Source organism: Fluviicola sp. (genome assembly GCF_039596395.1).
Lineage (GTDB): Bacteria > Bacteroidota > Bacteroidia > Flavobacteriales_D > Crocinitomicaceae > Fluviicola.
The window spans coordinates 1332264-1352076 of sequence record NZ_JBCNJT010000001.1 but is presented as its reverse complement, the minus strand read 5'-3'; the positions used below and the strand labels follow the sequence as shown (position 1 = coordinate 1352076).

At 42.5% G+C, this 19813-nt stretch carries 12 protein-coding genes; 8 read left to right on the top strand and 4 right to left on the bottom strand.

Annotation, left to right across the window (positions count from 1 at the left end; translation table 11 throughout):
- Positions 1 to 56 precede the first annotated feature (56 nt).
- The 5 genes from pckA (at position 57) to ABDW02_RS05875 (ending at position 4388) form a co-directional block, all read left to right on the top strand.
- Positions 57 to 1667 (top strand): phosphoenolpyruvate carboxykinase (ATP), encoded by a 1611-nt coding sequence (gene pckA, locus ABDW02_RS05895; RefSeq protein ID WP_343633076.1) that lies wholly within the window; start codon positions 57 to 59, stop codon positions 1665 to 1667.
- Positions 1668 to 1822: 155 nt separating this feature from the next.
- Positions 1823 to 2566 carry a subclass B1 metallo-beta-lactamase gene (bla, locus tag ABDW02_RS05890; protein ID WP_343633075.1) on the top strand — a complete coding sequence of 248 codons (744 nt, stop codon included), beginning with the start codon at positions 1823 to 1825 and terminating at the stop codon, positions 2564 to 2566.
- Between the two features lie 13 nt (positions 2567 to 2579).
- Positions 2580 to 3299 carry a hypothetical protein gene (locus ABDW02_RS05885; protein ID WP_343633073.1) on the top strand — a complete coding sequence of 240 codons (720 nt, stop codon included), beginning with the start codon at positions 2580 to 2582 and terminating at the stop codon, positions 3297 to 3299.
- 7 nt (positions 3300 to 3306) lie between these two features.
- Positions 3307 to 3882 carry a Crp/Fnr family transcriptional regulator gene (locus tag ABDW02_RS05880; RefSeq protein ID WP_343633072.1) on the top strand — a complete coding sequence of 192 codons (576 nt, stop codon included), beginning with the start codon at positions 3307 to 3309 and terminating at the stop codon, positions 3880 to 3882.
- Between the two features lie 62 nt (positions 3883 to 3944).
- A complete protein-coding gene (locus tag ABDW02_RS05875; protein ID WP_343633070.1) occupies positions 3945 to 4388 on the top strand; it encodes a carboxymuconolactone decarboxylase family protein in 444 nt (147 codons plus the stop codon).
- Between the two features lie 88 nt (positions 4389 to 4476).
- On the opposite strand, the gene ABDW02_RS05870 is transcribed toward ABDW02_RS05875, so the two are convergent.
- On the bottom strand, positions 4477 to 5076 hold the full coding sequence (locus tag ABDW02_RS05870; protein WP_343633068.1) for a sigma-70 family RNA polymerase sigma factor: 600 nt from the start codon (positions 5074 to 5076) through the stop codon (positions 4477 to 4479).
- A gap of 349 nt (positions 5077 to 5425) precedes the next feature.
- Here ABDW02_RS05870 and uvrA point away from each other — a divergent pair, with 349 nt between their 5' ends.
- Positions 5426 to 8212 carry an excinuclease ABC subunit UvrA gene (uvrA, locus tag ABDW02_RS05865; protein WP_343633066.1) on the top strand — a complete coding sequence of 929 codons (2787 nt, stop codon included), beginning with the start codon at positions 5426 to 5428 and terminating at the stop codon, positions 8210 to 8212.
- Between the two features lie 384 nt (positions 8213 to 8596).
- On the opposite strand, the gene ABDW02_RS05860 is transcribed toward uvrA, so the two are convergent.
- Complete coding sequence (locus tag ABDW02_RS05860) at positions 8597 to 10150, bottom strand: cation:dicarboxylase symporter family transporter (protein ID WP_343633064.1); 1554 nt, start codon at positions 10148 to 10150, stop codon at positions 8597 to 8599.
- A 200-nt stretch (positions 10151 to 10350) separates the two neighbouring features.
- Between ABDW02_RS05860 and rho the strand changes: the two genes are divergently transcribed.
- On the top strand, positions 10351 to 12219 hold the full coding sequence (rho, locus tag ABDW02_RS05855; RefSeq protein WP_343633062.1) for a transcription termination factor Rho: 1869 nt from the start codon (positions 10351 to 10353) through the stop codon (positions 12217 to 12219).
- Positions 12220 to 12269: 50 nt separating this feature from the next.
- Entirely contained in the window at positions 12270 to 12839 is a 570-nt protein-coding gene (locus tag ABDW02_RS05850; protein ID WP_343633060.1) for a DUF4199 domain-containing protein, read from the top strand.
- A gap of 59 nt (positions 12840 to 12898) precedes the next feature.
- Here ABDW02_RS05850 and ABDW02_RS05845 read toward each other — a convergent pair whose 3' ends face one another.
- Positions 12899 to 14254 (bottom strand): Mur ligase family protein, encoded by a 1356-nt coding sequence (locus ABDW02_RS05845; protein ID WP_343633058.1) that lies wholly within the window; start codon positions 14252 to 14254, stop codon positions 12899 to 12901.
- Between the two features lie 106 nt (positions 14255 to 14360).
- Positions 14361 to 19733, bottom strand: a complete 5373-nt coding sequence (locus ABDW02_RS05840; protein ID WP_343633056.1) for a hypothetical protein — start codon at positions 19731 to 19733, stop codon at positions 14361 to 14363.
- Between the last annotated feature and the right edge of the window lie 80 nt (positions 19734 to 19813).

Below are 19813 nucleotides of genomic sequence, written 5' to 3'. Positions count from 1 at the left end.
CGTGTACTTTTGCACCGAAATAAGTTAGCCGCAAGGGCAAAACAAAAAGACATTTTATGAATGAATTTGGTAAACGAGGAAAAAATGCCGATTTAAAAGCAACTATCGGATTGGAAAATCTCGGTAACGTATTTTGGAATTTAACGCCGGCAGAGCTAGTAGAAGACACTATTATCGGTGGTCAGGGTGTATTGACAGACACCGGGGCAATCGCAATCGAAACAGGTGAATTCACTGGAAGATCCCCTAAAGATCGTTTTGTTGTTCGCGATGCTAACACGGAAGAAAGTGTTTGGTGGGGTGATGTGAACATTCCTGTTTCTACCCAACAATTTGATGCGTTATACAACCGCATGAAGTCTTACCTGATCGGGAAAGACCTGTACGTGCGTGATGCTTATGCTTGTGCTGACGACAAATTCAGAATGAACATCCGTGTAACTACGGAGTTCCCGTGGTCAAACATGTTTGCATACAACATGTTCCTGCGTCCGACGGATGCCGAGATCGAAAATTTTGAAGCTGAGTGGAACATCGTTTGTGCTCCGGGATTCAAAGCTGATCCGGCAATTGACGGAACACGCCAGTCGAATTTCGCAATTTTGAACTTTACCCGTAAAATGATCATTATCGGTGGTACGGGATATACAGGAGAGATCAAAAAAGGGATTTTCTCTGTATTGAACTACGTATTGCCTCATGAGAAGAACGTACTTTCCATGCACTGTTCTGCAAACGTGGGAGAGAATGGCGACACAGCTATTTTCTTCGGATTATCCGGAACAGGAAAAACGACTTTATCTTCAGATCCTAACCGTCGTTTGATCGGTGACGATGAGCACGGTTGGTCAGACAATACCGTATTCAACTTCGAGGGAGGTTGTTACGCAAAAACAATCGATCTTTCCAAAGAAAAAGAACCGCAGATTTACAATGCGATCAAGTTCGGTGCAATCCTGGAAAACATCGGGTTCCACGAAGGAACTTCAACGCCTGATTACACAGATGGTTCTATCACGGAAAATACCCGTGTTTCCTACCCAATCGATTTCATCGACAACATCATGATTCCTTCTATCGGATCAGGACCAAAAAATATTTTCTTCCTTACAGCTGATGCTTTTGGTGTATTGCCTCCGATCTCCCGTTTAACGAATGAGCAGGCAATGTACCACTTCATGTCCGGATATACTGCAAAAGTTGCCGGTACAGAGGTTGGTATTACAGAACCGACAACGACATTCTCAGCTTGTTTCGGAAAAGCATTCTTACCGCTGCACCCTGCGAAATACGCTAAATTATTGGGTGAAAAATTGCAGGGAACAGACATTAAAGTGTGGTTGATCAACACCGGTTGGTCAGGAGGTTCTTACGGAGTAGGAAGCCGTATGAAATTGTCTTACACACGAGCAATGATTACAGCAGCATTGACAGGGAAACTGGACAATGCGGTTTACGAAACATTGCCGGTATTCGAATTATCATTCCCTACTTCTTGTCCGGAAGTTCCAAGCGAGATCTTAAATCCGCGTGAAACATGGGCAGATAAATCAGCTTATGACAAAACTGCCAACCATTTGGCTGATCAGTTCGTTAAGAACTTTGAACAGTATGCGGCAGAAACGTCTTCAGACATTTTAGCAGCAGCGCCTAAAGTGACTGTTTAATCTAGTTTTATTATTTAGCATAAAAGCTCTTCGCTTGTCGAAGGGCTTTTTTTGTTTTAAATAACCGCAAAGAGAAAAGAAAAAGAGTGCAAATTTTTACTCATTCACCTTTGCGCTCTCCTTTTCTTTGCGGTAAAAATCGTAAGTTTACAAACATGAAAGCGCTTCTTTTTTCAATGGTTTGTTTGGTTTCATCCGGATTGAATGCTCAGCTGGATTTCACGAAAATTTCAGACAGTTCATACATTTTCACTACTTACCAAACCTATAAGGAAGCCCGGATTTCAGCTCATGGATTATTGAAAATTACTCCCGGAGGCGTTGTGATGATTGACACTCCCTGGGACACCACCCAATTTCAACCCATACTGGATTCGATCACTCTCAAATTCCACAAAAAAGTAGTACTGGTTATTGCTACACACTGGCACGAAGACCGTTCCGCCGGATTGGATTACTACAAAAAACAGGGAATTGCCACTTACAGTACGTATGCAACCAAAAACCTGTGCCGGGAAAATAATTTTCCGGAAGCTCAATACACGTTTGAAGGAGATACCGTTTTCACCATTTACAATACCGTTTTCGAAACCTTCTACCCGGGAGCAGGACATACTTCGGATAATATTGTCGTTTACTTCCCCAAAGACAGGATTTTGGTCGGTGGTTGTTTTGTAAAATCAGTTGAAGCGCAGGACCTGGGAAATCTTTCGGATGCGAATATCGGCATGTGGCCGGTTGCGGCTAAAACGCTGATCAAAAAATACCCGAAAGTGAAAATTGTCATTCCCGGACACCAGAAAATTGCACCGGGCAAAAAAGCACTGAAGCACACCCTGAAACTTGCCCGGAAAAATTACAAAGGCCGGAAACAGGATAAGAAAAAGGCGAAGCATTAATTAGGAATACCGTATGAGGAACATACTCTTAGGCTGTATTTTGATCGTGATAAATTGCTCCTGCAATAACAGCAAAACGGAAACCAGTTCTCCTGCCCCGTTTAATACCGGTTTACTGTGGGGCGAATGGCGTCTGGACTCCGTGTCAAACGGCACCTCTGATTTCCAACGGCTCTTTATTACCAAAAATCATCAATTCAAGTTGTTCTCCTATTCACTTGGAAATGAATTGGTGCTTTACGGATGCTATAAAAATCAAAAGCTATTCAATCAATACGACACAGAATATTCAATCATTCAGCTGGATTCCAGTAAATTAATTTTACACGATGAATTAAACCGGCAGGATCTCGTCTACGAAAAATCACCGGATAAAAACACCGGGAAACGTTTGAAAGAAGCCCTGCTCAGTCATAAAATGAGGTCTAAAGTGCTCGGTTGGTGGAAGTATAAAAAAACAGACGAAGATCCCGAAGAGATGTACTATCCGAAATCGTTCCTGTATCGTTCTTTCATACTGCATATTCGCGAAGACGGAATGGCGGAAGTGTTTGAAAATTACAAAACTCAATCGGCATTATTATTCAATTACCTGGTTTTTGAAGACCGTATCAATCTACGTGACGGTTGTCTGGTTACCCCTTTGAGTTTTGTGGCTGTTGAGCCAAACAAACTAACCATTGAAGGAATTCGCGATACTTTAGTATTGGAACGAATCACTGAATTTAATTGAGCTTCCGATGTCACAGGTATTCAAAAAGCACCTTGAAAAATTCATTTCCGTTTCGGACGAGGAATTCGAACAAATTTTAAGCTATTTCAAAACGATCCGTGTTCCGAAGAAAGAAATCCTGCAGCAGGAAGGAAATCTGTGCCGCTATCAATTCTTTGTTCTCACCGGATGCCTGCGGAAATTCCTGCTCAATGAAAAAGGAGTCGAGGTAACAACCGAATTTGCTCTTGAAACCTGGTGGATGTCGGACAACAGGGCTTTTGAATTCCAAACCGAAGCGCTGTTCAGTATCCAGGCGGTTGAAAATTCAGAAATACTGACCATTGATCTTGAATCGCAGGAGAAGCTTTACCGCGATTTCCCGGTTATGGAACGTTATTTCCGGTTCGTTTACCAACGTGCGTTTGCCGCTTATCAGATGCGGCTCAAATACCTGTATACGATGTCCAAAGAAGATTACTTCTTTCATTTCTACGATTTGTATCCCGGTTTCGTACAACGTGTTCCGCAATACCTGCTTGCCTCGTTCCTGGGCCTTACCCCCGAATATTTAAGTGAATTACGCAGAAAAAAGCGTTCTTAAACCAGTTTAAGTTTTTTCCGTTGTTTGTTCCGGAACTTTGCTTCATCAAAACAATCAAACAAATGGAAAAGAGAATCAATATCCTGGAAACAGAACCGGAAGCAAAAAAAGCCTTTTACGGGTTAGCCGGCTACATTGACAAAACAGCGTTGACAAAAACGCATCAGGAACTCATTAAAATCCGTGCATCCCAAATCAACGGTTGCGCTTTCTGTATCGATATGCATACGAAAGATGCTTTAAAACACGGAGAAACAATCGATCGCATTGTTTTATTGAATGCCTGGAGAGAAGTGAATGACTTGTACACCAAAGAAGAACGTATTATTCTGGCGCTGACGGAAGCTGTAACGCTTATCAGTCACGAAGGAATTCCTTCCGGATTATACAAAGAAGCAAGTGAAACCTTCGACGCTAATTACCTGGCACAAATCCTTGTAGCGATTGTAGGAATCAACTCCTGGAACCGCATTGCAATCAGCGGATTGTTCCAACCGGCCAAGTAATTCAAGCCCTAAAAAACACAATCTGCTTAAATAAAAAAATCCCCCCGGTTCAACCGGGAGGATCCTATTTTATTGTGGTAGCTAACAATTAATCGAGATCTGTAACTAACTGGTGCTTCTCGATCAATTTTCTCAAATTAATTAGTGCATAACGCATTCTTCCCAACGCTGTATTGATGGAAATGTCTTCCATTTCAGCAATATCCTTGAAGGAAAGGTCCTGGAAAATCCGTTTTTCAATGATCTCTTTCTGACTTTCCGGCAAATGCTGGATCAGTTCGATCATTTGTTTTTCCAGTTCCGTTTTGGAAATACTTTGTTCAATATTCAGATCGTCCATTTTCAGGACAGAAAAGATATTGAAATCCTCGCTCTTCGCATTGCGCTCACTTACCAGCTTCATTCTTCCGTGCTTACGAAAGTAATCGATCACCAGGTTTTGAGCGATGCGCATAGCCCATGGCAGGAATTTTCCTTCTTCATTGTAATTCCCCAACTTCAATGTTTGAATAATCTTTACAAATGTTTCCTGGAAAATATCTTCTGCAATCTCGCGCTCGCGGATTTTATGATAAATGGAACGGTATATTTTGTCTTTATGACGCATCAACAGAACTTCAAAAGCTTGTTCGTTTCCTTCTAAATAATAATGAATAAGGACTTGATCGTCTAGAAATTTCATAGCCATAACTCTACTCTTAAGGGTGTAACCAGTTGTTTATTAACAGTTTAAAGTAGAATTTTCTCTATAGGCTCTATGAATTATTTTTGGAAAGATAGAACTATTTCGACTAAAATCAAAAAAAAGCTTAAAAATTTACAGTTCCAAATGAGCGAATTCCCCGTCTCCGGATACAAAACAGGTTTGTCATTGATCAAAACCAGGCAGCAAATGATCATTTTAGTTTACAAGTATTCGCCGGAATGGAATGGATTGATTACAAACTTTGTTAAACAAGGAATAATAACTTCAAAATACCGCTACAAATTCGGATTCCGGGACTCAATAATTCGTAATTATTCCCGAAATTTGTAGTATGTCTGAAAGATACATTCACATCAAAGGTGCACGCGTCAATAACCTTAAAAATCTGGAAGTTAAGATCGAACACGGAAAGTTTACAGTCATCACAGGATTGTCTGGTTCCGGGAAATCTTCTTTAGCATTTGATACCCTTTACGCAGAAGGGCAAAGACGTTATATCGAAAGTTTATCTTCCTATGCACGTCAGTTCTTAGGAAAACTGGACAAACCGGAAACGGATTTCATCAAAGGAATCGCTCCGGCAATTGCCATTCAGCAAAAAGTCATTACAAACAATCCGAGATCAACGGTTGGTACAACCACCGAGATCTACGATTACCTGAAAATATTATTCGCACGGATCGGTAGAACCTTCTCTCCCATTTCAGGAAACGAGGTCAAAAAAGATTCCGTAACGGATGTGATCAATTACATCGCGGGTTTAGAGCACGATCTCCGCTTATTAATTACAGCACCTTTTCCTTCCCTGGAGAAATACGGGGTCGAAAAAACATTGAAACTGCTCAAAGAACAGGGTTATGTGCGCATTCTGCACAACCACGAACTCAAGCAGCTGGAAGATATCTCCGCAAAAGATATCCGGCTTTCCGATTCGATCCAGATTGTGATCGACCGGATCGTTACACAGGAAATGGATACCGATTTTTCGGGTCGACTGGGAGATTCCATTCAACTGGCATTTATGGAAGGTCATGGAGATTGTTCCGTGATCCAGATGGGAAGCATGGAAGAACGCACATTTTCCAATCGCTTTGAACTGGATAACATGACTTTCGTGGAACCTTCTCCTCACTTGTTTACTTTTAACAACCCCTTCGGAGCATGTAAAACCTGTGAAGGTTACGGTTCCATTATAGGAATCGATCCGAACCTGGTAATTCCGGACCCGAGTTTAAGTGTCTACGAAGGCGCGGTTGTTCCCTGGAAAGGTGAAGTCATGAGTGAATACAAGGATCAGCTTGTTCGCAATGCCCGCAAATTTGATTTCCCGATTCATCGCCCGGTTGAAGAACTCACGGAGGAACAACTCGATGCCCTTTGGAACGGAAACAGCCATTTTGCAGGAATCAACGGCTTCTTCAAATTTGTTGAAAGCCAATCCTATAAAATCCAGTACCGCGTATTGCTTTCACGCTACCGCGGAAAAACGCTTTGCCCGGAATGTCACGGAACACGTCTGAGAGAAGACGCCAATTACGTAAAAGTAGGCGGGATCAGCATCAAAGAACTGGTTCTGATGCCGATCGAAAATGCCTTGAAGTTTTTCCAGGACCTGGAAGTTGATCCGTTGGAATTGAAAATTACCAACCGCATTTTACCGGAAATCACTCAGCGCTTATCCTTCCTGACAGAAGTCGGACTGGGTTACCTGACACTGAACCGTGCAGCAAACACACTTTCAGGAGGAGAATCCCAGCGAATCAACCTGGCAACATCCCTGGGAAGTAGTTTGGTTGGTTCCATGTATATTTTAGATGAACCGAGTATCGGGCTGCACCCGAGAGATACCGAACGACTGATCGGAGTATTAAAGAAACTGCGCGATATCGGGAATACGGTGATCGTGGTGGAGCACGAGGAAGACATGATGCTTCACGCCGACGAAATCATTGACATTGGCCCTGCTGCAGGAAAATTTGGTGGCGAAGTGGTTTTCCAGGGGAAATTTGATGCTTTGAAAAAGAACGACACCAGCCTCACTACCCAATATCTGACCGGAGTTCGTGAAATCCCTGTTCCGGCAAAACGCAGAAACGGGAAGAACAAAATTTCCGTGATCGGTGCGAAGGAACACAACCTGAAGAACGTTTCGGTTGACTTTCCGTTGAACCGGATTGTAGCTGTTACCGGCGTGAGTGGTTCGGGTAAATCTACTCTGGTAAAAGAAATTCTTTACCCGGGAATCCGTAAGTATTTAGGTCAATTCGGAGACCACCAGGGAAATGTGAAACGCATTGAAGGAGATCTTTCCAGCATTGCGGAAATCGAATTGATCGATCAGAACCCGATTGGAAAATCTTCGCGAAGTAACCCGGTAACATATGTGAAAGCTTTCGACGATATCCGCGAATTGTTTGCCAAGCAAAATGCGGCGAAACACAACGGTTATAAGCCCGGATTCTTCTCATTCAACGTGGAAGGCGGACGCTGTGAAATGTGTGAAGGTGAAGGTGTGGTGACGGTAAGTATGCAGTTTATGGCAGATGTTCACCTGGTTTGTGAGTCCTGCGGAGGAACGCGTTACCGTCAGGAAGCCCTGGAAGTCTATTACCGCGACAAAAACATTTCAGACATCCTGAATATGGATATTTCTTCCGCTTTGGCATTTTTCAAAGAAGGAAAAGACAAGCTGGATGAAAAGATCGTACAGAAAATCCAGCCTTTGGAAGATGTTGGTTTGGGCTACCTGCAAATGGGACAATCCAGCAGTTCTTTGAGCGGTGGTGAAGCTCAGCGTGTAAAACTGGCTTCTTTCCTGATCAAAGGCGCACAAAAAAGCAATAAGACCTTATTCATTTTTGACGAACCGACAACCGGTTTGCACTTCTTCGATATTGAGAAATTATTGATTGCCTTCAACCGTTTGGTAGACGACGGACATTCCATTATAGTGATCGAGCACAATATGGATGTGATCAAAGCTGCCGACTGGATTATAGATATCGGGCCGGAAGGTGGAATCAACGGCGGAAATATCCAGTTTACAGGAACTCCGGAAGAATTGGTGAAAGAAAAAGACAATTATACCGGGATGCACTTAAAGCATAAGTTGAAATAGAGATAGTTACACCGGAAACACATGCTTAAAGCAAAACTTTAAGTGTGTTTTATAATCGATGAAACAGGTATTTCATTCGACGAAATCTGCCAAAAATATAAATCTTCTTGAGGGTGCGAAGAGAATACGTTACCTTAGGTACATGATTACGAGGTTAAAAATAGTTTGCTTCACACTATTCATTGTAAACGGATTACAGTCCTGTTCTACTGAATCAGAAAGGCATGATCAGGAAGTTTCTTCGCTTTCCGTTAAGGACTATATCGCCGAAGAAGAAACGAATGATTACGTAGCTTCGGCTGAGGATTTAAAAACGCAGTTCCACGGTTGTAAAGCGCATCAATAGAACCTCAACCAAAGTTTTGAAACGACGGATAACCTGGGTTATTCGTCGTTTTTTATAACAGAAAGTTCACCTTCACTTCGTGCTATGACAGCAGATGCCAGGCAATTCCCCAATACATTCACAGAAGTTCGCGCCATATCCATCAGTGCGTCGATTCCCAGAATGATTCCGGCTTTTTCCACGCTGATTCCCAAATGCTTGTAATCCATTAAAGTAGTTGTCAGGATCACGAAAGAAGCTCCCCTCACTCCTGCTACACCTTTACTGGTAAGCATCAGCGTTAAACAAATAGCGATCTGCTGGCCGATTGTTAAATCCACTCCGCTCATTTGGGCCACAAAAACCGTTGCCATGGATAAATACAAAGTTGTTCCGTCGAGGTTGAAAGAATACCCCGTCGGAATAACAAATCCAACGATCTTTTTCGGTACGCCGAATCGCTCCATATTTTCCAGTGCCTTCGGCAAAGCAGCCTCACTACTGGCAGTTGCAAACGCGATGGAAATCGGTTCTGTTACAGCTTTCAAAAAATTGCGGATTGGAACTTTTGCAAACAAAGCTATCGGAAGCAATACCACCAGGACAAAAATGATCAGCGTTACATATAAAGTGGCAACCAGCTTCATGAGGTTCCCCAGAACTTCCGTTCCGGAATTAGCTACGGTATATGCAATGGAGCCGAAAACAGCCAGTGGCGCGACATACATTACCAGGTCCGTAAACTTGAACATCACTTCCGATAAACTCTCCATCCAGTTGAGCATCGTTTCCTTGTGCTTCAGGTTATGAACCAAACTCAGGGCAATTGCAAAAATCAGGGAGAATACTACGATCTGTAATACCTGGTTCTCTACAATGGATTTCGCAAAGTTCTCCGGAAAAATATCCACCAGGTGATCTTTTGGTTTTTCCAATTGCGCAAGCAGGTCCGCAGATTTTTCCTTCATTTTCTCGGAAACTTCTACCTGCTGTACTCCTTTTCCTGCCTGGGAAAGATTGATTGCCGCCAATCCGAGGAAAAGCGCAAAAGTGGTTACGATCTCAAAATAAATAATACTCTTCAAACCGATACGCCCAACCTGCTTCAGGTTTCCGTGTCCTGCAATACCTACAACCAGTGTGGAAAACAACAATGGAGCTACCAGCGTTTTGATCAAACGCAGGAAAATATCTCCGAAACGCTTCATTTCCAGCGATGCTTCCGGGAAATCCAACCCGAACGAAACGCCTATTATCATAGACGAGAAGATCCAAAGGGATAATTTCTTGCTCCGCATGGAATATGCAATCAAGCCTCCCATCAATACGATTTTCAACAGAAATGCGCCGAATGCGAGATTACTTCCAACCATCCGCTCCACGTAGAGCAAACCGGCAACAACAAGGTATAGAGCCAGGTAGTAGATTAAATTCCGGTTGGTTCTGAACAAATACCATCCTGCAATTGCACCACCGGTAAAAGCCCCTACCAAAGTTCCAAGGATCAATAATCCTACAGGATCTACTTCATGGTTAAAGATTCTCACCAATACCAAAACGGCGTAAAAAACAGCCAGGGCAAGAAGCAGAGCAATGATTTTTTTATTTTTCATGAAGGATTTTTAAACAGATTTGGGCAACGGGCACAAATTTAACAGGATAATGCTGAAAACAAAATGCTTTTTTTTTCGAAAAAAAGTGAATAGATAGTGCTTGTGTAAGGAATATTTGTAATATTGCATCATCGTTATTAAAATCACATTGCTTTTCGCAAGTATTCAGTCGAATACAAAAAACTAGTCCAAAATTTTATATGAATAATAAAGACTTAGACGGTAAGTTATTACCAGAATTAAGGGAAATTGCTAAATCTCTTGGAGTTAAGAAGGTGGAATCATTCAAGAAAAATGAATTGATCGAGCAGATCCAGGCGAATTCAGCGGGCACTACAACTACTGAAACCCCAAAAGCTCCGGCTAAATCAAAGGTGAAAAAAGCTACTGAACCAAAAGCAGATGCTCCTGCTGCCGATCTGTTTTCTACAGAGGCTCCGGAAGCACCAAAGACAGAAGATATCAAGCAAGATACAGCGAATGCCCCTAAGGAAAAACGCAAACGCATTTCAACTCCTGCTGCCACTGAAGCAACGGTAACCGAAGTAAAATCAGAAGCGGCAGCTACTGAAAATACAGAAGCACCAAAGACCGAGGCGGCAAATCAGGAAGAGAAACCTGCTGAGAAACCAAAACCTTTTGAGCGTTTATTAAATAAAAAACCTCAAAACCAGCAGAATCAGCGAAACCAGAACCAAAATCAGAATCGCCAGAATCAGCAGAACCAGAATAATCAAGGCGAAAATCAAAATACTCAAAACGCTTCCCAAAACCAAAACAACTCTGGTAACCAGGAGCGTCCGAACAATAATCAGAATCGCAACCAAAATAATCCCGGAAATCAGGATCGCCAGAATAACAATCAGCGCAATCAGAACCAAAACCAGAATCGTCAGCAACATCAAAACCAGGCTCAGCAAGAGGAAAAAGTGGATGAGGAAGCTTACAACCTGGTGGGGATTGTTACGGCTGAAGGTGTACTGGAAGTGATCCAGGATGGCTACGGATTCCTGCGTTCTTCTGATTACAACTACCTTCCGTCTCCGGATGATGTGTATGTTTCTCAGAGCCAGATCAAGTTATTCGGTCTGAAAACCGGTGATACCGTACGAGGAACGATTCGCCCGCCAAGAGAAGGTGAGAAATTCTTCCCGCTTGTAAAAGTAGATTCCATTAACGGAAGAGATCCGGGTTATATCCGCGATCGCGTTCCTTTTGAATACCTCACTCCTTTATTCCCGGATGAAAAGTTCAAATTAACCGGTCACAAGGACGAATCCATGTCGACACGTGTAATGGACTTATTTGCTCCGATTGGAAAAGGACAGCGTGGAATGATCGTGGCTCAGCCTAAAACGGGTAAAACCATGTTGTTGAAAGATGTGGCGAATGCCATTGCAGCAAATCACCCGGAAGTATATTTGATCGTGTTATTGATCGACGAACGTCCGGAAGAGGTTACAGACATGGCTCGCAGCGTAAAAGCAGAAGTAGTTGCTTCCACGTTCGATGAGCCGGCTGACCGTCACGTAAAAGTTGCAAACATCGTATTGGAAAAAGCAAAACGCATGGTAGAATGCGGTCACGATGTAGTAATCCTATTGGATTCCATCACACGCTTGGCCCGTGCATACAATACCGTTTCTCCTGCTTCCGGGAAAGTACTTTCCGGTGGTGTGGACGCAAATGCATTACACAAACCAAAACGTTTCTTCGGAGCTGCGCGTAAGATCGAAAACGGTGGTTCCCTTTCCATTCTTGCAACTGCATTGACGGAAACAGGTTCTAAAATGGATGAAGTCATCTTCGAAGAATTTAAAGGAACCGGTAACATGGAACTTCAATTGGATCGTAAGATTTCCAACAGAAGAATTTACCCGGCAATCGACATTATTGCTTCCGGAACACGCCGCGAAGATTTGCTGGTAGGAAAAGACGTGCTTCAGAGAGTTTGGTTACTTCGCAAATTCATCGCAGACATGAACCCGGTAGAAGCTATGGAGTTCGTAAAAGGACACATGGACAATACCCGCTCCAACGAAGAGTTTTTAGTATCAATGAATTCATAATAAATTTCAAATCCCATTCTTCCAAGGGTGGGATTTTTTTCTTTTATCACATGCGCACATCAACAAAAATTGCCTTGCTATTTGCAGGTATCTGGTTTTTAGGAAAATATTGCTTCTTTTATTTCCAGGTACTTCAAACTCCGGAAAAATACCCGATCCAGGTCATGTGGAATATCCTTTGTTTGCTTCTTGCCATGTCTATCGGGAGTATCGTTGAAAAAAGAAAAGAAAACCGAAGTGAAAGCACGGCGCTCGGTGATATCAAATCCATTTTGGGTATCGGGATGATCTATACATTGGTTGTAGGTGGTTTGATTTACCTGTATTATGCGAAAATCGATCCTTCTTACAACGAGAACCAAATCGCCGTGATCCAGGAATCCATGGAGAAAATGGTCGACAACCCGGAAGAATTGAAAAAATTCAAAGCAGAACGGCCTGAATTTGAAGCTTATTCCAAAGAAGAAATCCTGGAGAAATCTGCAGAAAGTATCCGTCCGTGGTACCAGGCAAGTACTACCATGACCATTTCTCTTTTGGGAATGCTAATGCTTTCCGTAATCAATGCACTCGTCCTGACAGTCATTTATCGCCGGGTATTATTCCGGCAACCGAAATAAACAATAAGGGCGTAAAATTTTACGCCCTTATTGTTTTATATAAATATCGAATGTCTCGTCTACTCAACCAACTCCTCTCCCAATTTCTCATAATCGATCCCGTCAAAATTCCCCGACGACATCATCAGTAAAACCGAGTTATCCCAATTCTTTGAGCGGATAAATTCCAGTACATCTTCCGTGTTATTTACGACCTTTACTTTTCCGCCGAAAGCCGTCTGAACCTGTTCGATTGTCAAAGGCTCCAGCTTCTTGTGTGCAACTACCGCCGGACTAAAATACACCAGAGCTTCGTCCGCTGCATTCATTGCTCCGTCGTATAAGGGTAAAAACTCTTTTCTCAACGATGAAAAAGTATGCAACTCCATACACGCAACTACATTCCGGTTCGGATATTGTTCTTTCACGGCAGAAGTGGTCGCTTTCAATTTAGAAGGTGAATGCGCAAAATCCTTAAACATCGTAAAAGATCCTTGTTCTGCAACTTTTTGAAGCCTCTTTCCTGCTCCTTTGAATGTTTTGATAGCTGTCAGGAAATCGTGATTGGGAATATGCATCGATTCTGCCAAACGCATGGCTCCGACGAGGTTTTGCAGGTTGTGAGCTCCGAAAACCTGTAATTCATATTCTTTCCCTTCATGGATCAGGATGGTTCCGGTTTCCGTTATCCGGTATTCCGGAGTTTGGTAAGGTTTCGTTTCCAGTTTAGATGCAAACTCTTCTCCCAGGCTTTTCACTGTCGGATCTTCAACATTGTAGATCAATTTTCCTCCCGGTTCGATCACTTCACAGAATTTACGGAACTGGTCCACATAATTCTCCCAGGTCGGGAATACATTGATATGATCCCAGGCAATGCCACTGATTAAAGCAGTATCCGGCTTATATAAATGAAACTTTGGCCTTCTGTCAATCGGAGAACTCAAATACTCGTCACCTTCAAGGATCATAAATGCAGCATCTTCGGAAAGCTTGACCATGCAATCGTAGCCTTCCAGTTGCGCGCCCACCATGTAATCCACATTCAGTCCCAATTCATTCACCACGTGAAGCAACATAGAGGTAATGGTTGTTTTACCATGGCTCCCACCGATGACTATGCGGTACTGGTCTTTACTCTGCTCGTAGAGGTATTCCGGGTAAGAATAAATGGGAATATTCAGTTCCTTTGCTTTCAACAATTCCGGATTGTCTTCACGGGCATGCATTCCCAGGATAACGGCATCCAGTTCCGAAGTAATCTTTTCAGGAAACCAGCCAATTGCAGCCGGTAAAATTCCCTGTTTCTCCAAGCGCGTCCGGGAAGGTTCAAATATCTCATCATCGGAACCGGTTACCTGTGCTCCTTTCCGGGATAAAGCAATAGCTAAATTATGCATCGCGCTCCCTCCAATTGCAATAAAATGAACATTCATAAACAGGAATTTAATTTGAGCCCGAAATTAGTCGAATTGAAAGTCAATAAAACAAGTGAGGGCGGAAAATTTTCCGCCCTCACTTGTTCATAATAATATTACTGATTTAATAATTACGCTTCAATTTTGCGTCTTGTGTCTCTTTTTGCCAAACTAATTCGGTAGATGGTTCTCCGTTCTTTTGGTACGTTACAATGTTCATCGTTTGTGTACGGACGTATACATTCGCTTTTCCATTAGTTACAACCACACGTCTTGTAACAATTGCAGAAACCAATCCGTCAGACCCCATTTGATCGAACTGCTCCTGGTTTACCCCTTCCTTATATTTCGTCAAATCTACTTCATAAGCACCTGACGTTGTTTTTACAGGTTGGGCAGACTGAATTTCGTCGATCGTTTTCTTGGCAGCCACTGCTCTGTCATCACTTTTTTCAGCAATGATCTTATTGGTAGTTCCCAATTCTTTTTCGGAATTCTTAAGCAATAAATCATTTTCTACAGAGTGATCTTTTTTACCGGCATTATCCTGAATCTCTTTTTGAGAACTTACAATTCTGCTATTGTTCTCTACTACTTTCTGATCATTCGCTTTTTGATAATCAAGTTTTGACTGATTGCTTGCATCCTGAATTTCGGTAAAACTCTTTTTGTTTTCCACAGCAGCTATTGAAGGAAGTTCATTGCGTTTTTCCATTCCAATTGCTTTCTCATTCAGTATGTTCTTGTTTTCGATATTCTTCAGGTAAGCTTTATTGAAATCAGCTCTTTCGACCTCCGTTTTCTCATCTCTTTTACCCTCTATTATATTGATATTCTCACTATGCTTCTCAACCCTGCTTGCCATTGCTTCTGCAACTACTTTTGAAGTTTCCGCGTTTTTATCTGCAAAGCGCTGTGTGTTTTCAGCATGTGCCTTATCATTTGCAAGTTTATTTTCCGCCTGAACCTTTTCAATCTCAGTGAGCTTTATGTCATTGTTCAGGGAAAGTTGTTTTTCTTCAATCGTTTTAAGAGTTATGTTGTTATCCACAGCTTTTAACACCTCCTTGGTTTCAACGGTTCTTTCCGAAGCTTGTTCCGAGTTCTTGCGCATCAGATCCGTTTGAACAATGGCGGCATCCTTCACTTTTTGTTCTTCAGCCAGTCTTTCTGCCATATCATCAATGGTATTTTTCTCCTGGTCAATTCGGATCGTTGTAAAGGCCTGATCATTTTTCGTAATATCCGAATAAGCCTCATTTGTCTTTTCAACACTCGTAGTATTCAGATTGGATGATGATTTTTTAAGCACTTCATTGTTATCTATTGCAACACCGTCCAAAGCACTATTGGATACAATTACTGCCTGGGTTGCTGCATCCAGTTGTTGTTTCTGGTTGACAATATTCAACTCATTGATCGTTCTGTTCTCCTCATTACTTTTGATTAGCTCTTTCTCCTTTTCGACTATCACATCCACATTGTTCTGAACTTTTGCAGTCGCAGCAGCATCACGCGCACTGTTATCGATCCTGATCTCCCCGAAAACACTGTCGGTAGCTAATGCCTGGTTATTTTGAGACGCGGCCAATTCCCCTGTTTTATCAGTAACACCACGAAGTTTTTCATTCATTTTATTGGTGCGTTTGGCTTTACGGGTTTCGGTTGTCTTTTGCAATCTTTTAGCACCTTCTACCAGGGAATTATCCGTTTCTTCTCCCAAACTCGCCAGTTCAACAGTTTGCGACTTCGATTCCACTTTCGTTTTACTTGCTACCGGTTGGCTGGTAATATTCTGGATTTCTCTCAATCGCTGTTTTGGATATGGATCAGAAGGTCTCAATCCGCTTGCACGTTCATATAATTCTTTTGCCTTGGCGTAGTTTTTAGTATCAAACTTATCGTCTGCCCCACTGATAATATTTCTGTAAGCACGTTCTTTGTCTGCATCCGCCTCTTCTCTCAACTTGATCTCACACTTCTTCGATTGCTCGTAAGCATATGCATTGCTTGGGAATTTTGCAAGAATATTGTCATAAGCAGACTTCGCAGCCGACCACTTGCTGTTATTGAATTCCTGGTCCGCAGCAGCGATCAGCCCCTGAAGTTCTTTATTCGCCGCATTCTCTTTTGCGAGGTCATCCAGGATCTGACGCATTTCAGCAATCTTATTTTGCGCCGTCTGGTCTTTTGCTTTGTGTCTGAGTGCTTCTTCGTATTGTGTGATTGCTCCGTTGTAATCTTTTGAAGAGGCTGCATTGTTTCCTCTCGACATGGCCGCATCGTACAGTTTTTGCTCTTCTACAGCGGGATCAACTTTACTTGCATTCAACAACGCTTCCAGTTCTGCAATTTTCTGGTCCGGTGCCAAATCATCCGGTTTGATCGTTTTTGCTGCTTTATAAGTGCTGATTGCTTCAGGGATCTTGTTTGCTTTTGCCAAACCATCCGCTTCAGCCATTTTCTTTGCGAATTGGTTTTGCTGATCCAAAGCCAGTTTTTCAGCTTTCTCCAAATCACCGATTTCCTGTAGTTTTTGCTTCGGATACTGATCGGCAGGTCTGAAGTTAGCCGCACGGTTAAACATCTCTTTTGCTTTCACGTAATTCTTTTCTTCGAAAGCTTTGTTTCCTACATCAATGATCTTTTGATAAGCCTGATCACCGTCAAATGTTTCCTGCTCGGAAAGTTTCTTCGCATTTTCAGCTTTTTCAACCGGTAATTTCTCATAAGGCTTCAATACCAAAGCAGAGTTGTAGGCTTGAATGGCATCCGTATATTTCTTCGCCAAAACAAGGTCATCCCCTTTTTTGATTGCTGCCTGGTATTCTTCTTCCACTTTCTGCTGCTCGGCATTCTGAGCCTTCAACGCTTTGATTGCCTCAATGCGGTTTTTCGGTTCCTGCTCGTTTTTCACCGCCAAAGCTTCCCCGTACTTTGTGATTGCTTCGTCATATTTTTTAGCAGCTTCCAGGTCTTTTGCCTCGGTCAGGATCGCATTGTATTTCTTGTTCAACTCAGCATCTTTTAGTTCTTCCGCAATTTTCTTATCGCACCAAATGATTGCTTTTTCCACTTCTTCATCCGATTTGATAGCTTTCGCTTCCAGGTATTTCTGCTTTGCTTCTGCATATTTATTTTGGTTCTGGAAAGACATTCCTTCACCTTTCAATTTATCAAAAGCAGCTTGTTTCTGAGCTTCACTGGCCTGGTCATTTTCCAGTTTCAGAATCTCAGTCATCTTTTCGGATGCTGTATTGTTTGTTGGATCCAAAGCCAGTACCTGCTGGAACTTTCCTTTTGCGCCGTTCAGATCTTTTTTAGTCAAGGCAGCAGAACCGTCTGCAAGCAATTGCGTAATTTGTTTTTCTTTATCCGCTTTTGCCAATAAAGCGTCTACTTCCTTGATTTTCTCTTTAGGTTCAGCCTGTGAAGGATCTAAAACGGATGCTTCTTCAAATTTCTTCTTCGCTTCAGCTAATTTGTTTTGTCCGAGCAAATCGTTCCCTGCTTTTAAAGCTGCATCGTATTTCTCTTTTTGAGCAGCAGCCTGCGCATTGTCTGCCAGGATCTTAGTCACTTCCGCCAGCTTATCCTTTGCTTCCTGCTTGGTATTGTCAATGCTTGTAGCTAGTGTAAGCTTCTCTTTCGCTGTGGTATAATCTTTCGCACTCAATGCAGCTACTCCGGCATTGAACGCTTCCTGGTATTTCTGGTTCTTATCTTTCTCCGCATTAGCCGCCGCTTCTTTTTTACCAAGCTCGATCAATTTTTGTTTCGGAACCTGTGAAGCAGGATCCAGCAATTGAGCTTCCTCGTATTTCTTCTTCGCTGCTTCGAAATTGGATGTAGCCAGATTTGCATCTCCGTCCAGGATTGCCTGGTCGAATTTCGCTTTGTTTTCCGCTTTCTTGCCTTCAGCCAGGATTTTCGCATCAACAGCGTCGATTTTTGCCTGAACCGCGGCATCAGGGATTAATGCAATCGATTCCTGGTATTTGGCTTTTGCATCCGCATATTTTAAGGCTTTGTCAAGTGCATCACCTTCTGTAACCAATTGTTTTGCTTTGGCAATTTTCTCCGCATTTGCTTTTTCAAATTCCAGTTGCTTTTCAACTTCTGCCAATTTGGTTTTCGCCTCCGCATTGTCTTTGTCCAAAGTCAGCACCTGTTCGAACTTGGCTTTTGCTCCCGGGTACTGTTTAGCTGTAAGTGCGGTTGTTCCTTCTGCAAGTAATTTCGTAATTTGTTCTTTCAGGGCGTTTGCTTTTGCAATCTCATCCAGTTTTACTTTTGCTTCCGCAATTTTATCCTTCGGGTAAGTCGCTGATGCTTCAAAAGTCAAAGCCTCGGTGTACTTGGCAACTGCTTCTGTCCACTTTTCTTCTCCCATCAATGCGTCACCGGCCGCAACAGCATCGTTGTATTTTTGTTTCTTGTCCTGTTCTGCTTTCTGTGCATTCAGTTTTCCGTCCAGATCCGTCAATTTAGCTGTTGCAGCTGCATCACCGGGTTTGATCTTTAAGGCTTCCTTGTATTTATCGCGTGCCGCCATCCAGCTTTTCTGACCGTAGAATCCATCCCCTGCTTTCATTGCAGCATTGTACTTCTCGGCATTGGCAGCTTCATTTTTAGCTGCTTCGATTGCAGCTTCTGCTTTCTGAATCTCGTCTTTCGGGTATTGCTCCTGCTTTTTAGCCAATGCTTCCTGATAACGCTTGATCGCATCCTCGTATTTCTTCTGATCTCTAAGCGCATCTGCAGAGGCAATCAAAGCTTTGTATTCGCTGTCTAATTGAGCATTTGCTAAATTCGCAGATTTAGCCGCTTTCAAAATTCCGTCAATTTCAATCAAACGGTCATTCGGGTGTTTTTCGGTCGGTTTGATTTTTACAGCCGCTTCATACTGAGTCAAAGCTTCTTCGTATTTCTTAGCCGTAAACAAGGCATCTGCCTGTTTGATAATGGAATTGTAGTTTGCTTCTCCCTGTTTCGCAGCGCCTTCCGCATCTTTCATGATTTTCTCGATCCGCTTGGCCATTTTATCGGCAAGGATCTGGTCGTATTGCAAAACGGTATTTTGACCGTCAAAGTAAAATTCCGTAATCGGGTTGGTTTTTACGTAGCTGTAATCGACATTCGGCTGTTCGTCAAAGAGGGAAATCTGCGCCTGGCCCTCCGGCTTGGAAGTTCCTTGCAGCAATTCATCATTGACATTGGAAACATTGATATTCAATAAGCGGGAAACTTTTCCGGCTTTCGAAACTTCGACTTTGTATTTTTTACCGGCTTTGAGTAATAGCTTTACTTCACCGGAAGCGTCTGTCGTTGCAGTAGATACCGTATTGGCACCTTCCATCAACTTTACGGTAACACCGGATTCCTTCTTACCTGTGGTATAGTTGGTAGTTTTGATGAAGAAATTCATGTCAATCTGCCCAAAAACCAGGTTGGTCAGAAAGAAAAAGGAAATTAAAATAAGGAGTTTCACTCTCATGTTTTTAGTTTATTCTAGTCGTAGTACAACCGAAATTGATTTTGGTTTAAATTCGCTGCGTATATTCATACAAATATCGG

What these genes read in the sequence shown, in the direction of transcription:
- ABDW02_RS05875 (WP_343633070.1), top strand. Translation starts at nt 3,945, where the DNA reads ATGGAAAAGAGAATCAATATCCTGGAAACAGAACCGGAAGCAAAAAAA.
- ABDW02_RS05845 (WP_343633058.1), bottom strand. Translation starts at nt 14,254, where the DNA reads ATGAATGTTCATTTTATTGCAATTGGAGGGAGCGCGATGCATAATTTA.
- rho (WP_343633062.1), top strand. Translation starts at nt 10,351, where the DNA reads ATGAATAATAAAGACTTAGACGGTAAGTTATTACCAGAATTAAGGGAA.
- ABDW02_RS05860 (WP_343633064.1), bottom strand. Translation starts at nt 10,150, where the DNA reads ATGAAAAATAAAAAAATCATTGCTCTGCTTCTTGCCCTGGCTGTTTTT.
- ABDW02_RS05880 (WP_343633072.1), top strand. Translation starts at nt 3,307, where the DNA reads ATGTCACAGGTATTCAAAAAGCACCTTGAAAAATTCATTTCCGTTTCG.
- ABDW02_RS05840 (WP_343633056.1), bottom strand. Translation starts at nt 19,733, where the DNA reads ATGAGAGTGAAACTCCTTATTTTAATTTCCTTTTTCTTTCTGACCAAC.
- ABDW02_RS05870 (WP_343633068.1), bottom strand. Translation starts at nt 5,076, where the DNA reads ATGGCTATGAAATTTCTAGACGATCAAGTCCTTATTCATTATTATTTA.
- uvrA (WP_343633066.1), top strand. Translation starts at nt 5,426, where the DNA reads ATGTCTGAAAGATACATTCACATCAAAGGTGCACGCGTCAATAACCTT.
- ABDW02_RS05850 (WP_343633060.1), top strand. Translation starts at nt 12,270, where the DNA reads ATGCGCACATCAACAAAAATTGCCTTGCTATTTGCAGGTATCTGGTTT.
- ABDW02_RS05885 (WP_343633073.1), top strand. Translation starts at nt 2,580, where the DNA reads ATGAGGAACATACTCTTAGGCTGTATTTTGATCGTGATAAATTGCTCC.
- bla (WP_343633075.1), top strand. Translation starts at nt 1,823, where the DNA reads ATGAAAGCGCTTCTTTTTTCAATGGTTTGTTTGGTTTCATCCGGATTG.
- pckA (WP_343633076.1), top strand. Translation starts at nt 57, where the DNA reads ATGAATGAATTTGGTAAACGAGGAAAAAATGCCGATTTAAAAGCAACT.